The sequence below is a fragment of the Prevotella sp. oral taxon 317 str. F0108 genome, assembly GCF_000162415.1.
Lineage (GTDB): Bacteria > Bacteroidota > Bacteroidia > Bacteroidales > Bacteroidaceae > Prevotella > Prevotella conceptionensis.
This window is the reverse complement of sequence record NZ_GG740072.1, coordinates 199,733-201,447: the sequence shown is the minus strand read 5'-3', so window position 1 is coordinate 201,447 and position 1,715 is coordinate 199,733. Positions and strand designations below refer to the sequence as shown.

Below are 1,715 nucleotides of genomic sequence, written 5' to 3'. Positions count from 1 at the left end.
GATGGTGTAGTCCTATAATAAGGTCTTACATAGGAGACCCTATTCATTGGATAATCCTATATATTATGAACTTTTATAATCTGCCTTTTAGACAGATTTAAGAGAACATGTACATTATCATACCTTTTCCTGCTCTTGTCATTGACTAAAGAGATAATCTGTATTCCCCATGCGGGAGTACATGCTCCTACTATATTGTTATTATCAAACACAATATAGTAGTATTTATACAGATTTATCATTACATAGATGTCACCATTATTATACGCTAGATACTGTCTATAATACTTATTTATATCTAGGATAGGTATTCCAGATCCAGTTTTCAGCCATTTTTCCTTATCAGAAAGGACTATTTTAATTAAATTAATCTCACTTTCAGAAAGTTGATGATATTTGTGATAGCGTCCATAAAATAATGTGCCATTAGAGTATTCTGCACAAGGATACATTGGAATATCGAGTTCTTCTTCTGAATTTTCTGCCGCATACACCTTCTTTGCTGTTTTAGGGACATTTCTTTGAGCAATTTTGTTTGCTTTTCCTCCACAACAACAAAGGGTGGTCATGGTTGCTACTAATAAAAAGTATTGGAATTTACACATTCTTATTTCTTCTTTTGTTTTTTAGTGTCGAATCTATAATTGAATCCTTTTGTTCCAGGCTGAGCCTTAGAATCATAAAAGATAGTTTTTCCTTTCTCATTTTTAAGGGGTGTCCCGTTCATGTATACATGCCATGCCCCCTCTCGTTTATGTTCATAGTGTCTACCATATACAATAGAATTAATCCATTCACCTTTTTCTTTGTTGGAGTGCAATGTTGCATCTGGTGCTATGATTATTACATCTTTAAATTCCTTTGATGCAGATATTTTTTGTGCAAAAGTCGATGAAGCACAACAATGTAGCACTATAATTGGGTGTCCATTGTTTCTTTCTCTCCATCCCTTATCACTCAGATCAATACGTTCAGAAAGCAAAAGGACATCTCTCGGGTTATAAAATGCCACCTTATTCCATAATTCTCCTGAATTTGTTTTGGAAACACCTAATCCCCAAGCTTGCTGGCTATACTTATTTGGCCTGGGGGCACGAAGGCCATGAGCCCAAATATTAACTACATTGTCATCATAATTCGATCTGTAATATGCCGAGGTATATCTCACATCAATAGAATTTTTAGAAGCATCATTCATGTTCAGGACAATCCAATTAAATTTCTTTTTCCCTTTGATATCTACGAAATTAACTGGATGATCGTCACAATAAGTATACGAACTGCTGAAGGCCATTTCCTCAATGTGCGGATCCACCCCATACCACAAACTAGTCCTCGGGTTCATATACCTTGCGCCATAGTAGTACAGTCCCGTCTCCTCGTCGAACTCCTTACCGTTGAACTTGTACGGCATCTCCTCACTGCTGCTGTGTTCGTCCACGAGCAGTTCGCCATAAGGTAGGTAGGCGTCGAACTGGGCGACGTTGGCCTTGGCGTCGGTGATATAAGAGGTGCTGCCGAGGTGGTCGGTGTGGTAGTAGAAGATGTCCTCGTGGTGGGCGGTGTCGGCAGGCACATAGCCGTAACCCGGCTGCACGTCGTCGGGGTCTTCGGCCTTGTCCCACTGCACGGGCGGACCGGGAGGCGTGCCGGGCACGGCGTTGCGCTTGGGGCGTTGTATCCATCCGTCGGGCACGCTGTGGTCGCCCAGCTCC

At 41.1% G+C, this 1,715-nt stretch carries 2 protein-coding genes; both read right to left on the bottom strand.

Features of this window, described 5'->3' with window-relative positions; all coding sequences use genetic code 11:
• Positions 1 to 56: 56 nt before the first annotated feature.
• The gene (locus HMPREF0670_RS00665; RefSeq protein ID WP_009229240.1) at positions 57 to 605 is read right to left on the bottom strand and encodes a hypothetical protein; all 549 of its coding nucleotides are present in this window, start codon (positions 603 to 605) and stop codon (positions 57 to 59) included.
• Positions 606 to 607: 2 nt separating this feature from the next.
• A partial coding sequence (locus tag HMPREF0670_RS15415) for an RHS repeat domain-containing protein (protein ID WP_232213829.1) occupies positions 608 to 1,715 on the bottom strand: 1,108 nt, incomplete at its 5' end.

Excerpts from the sequence above, each read along its gene's own strand:
- HMPREF0670_RS00665 (WP_009229240.1), bottom strand. The coding sequence starts at position 605 with ATGTGTAAATTCCAATACTTTTTATTAGTAGCAACCATGACCACCCTT.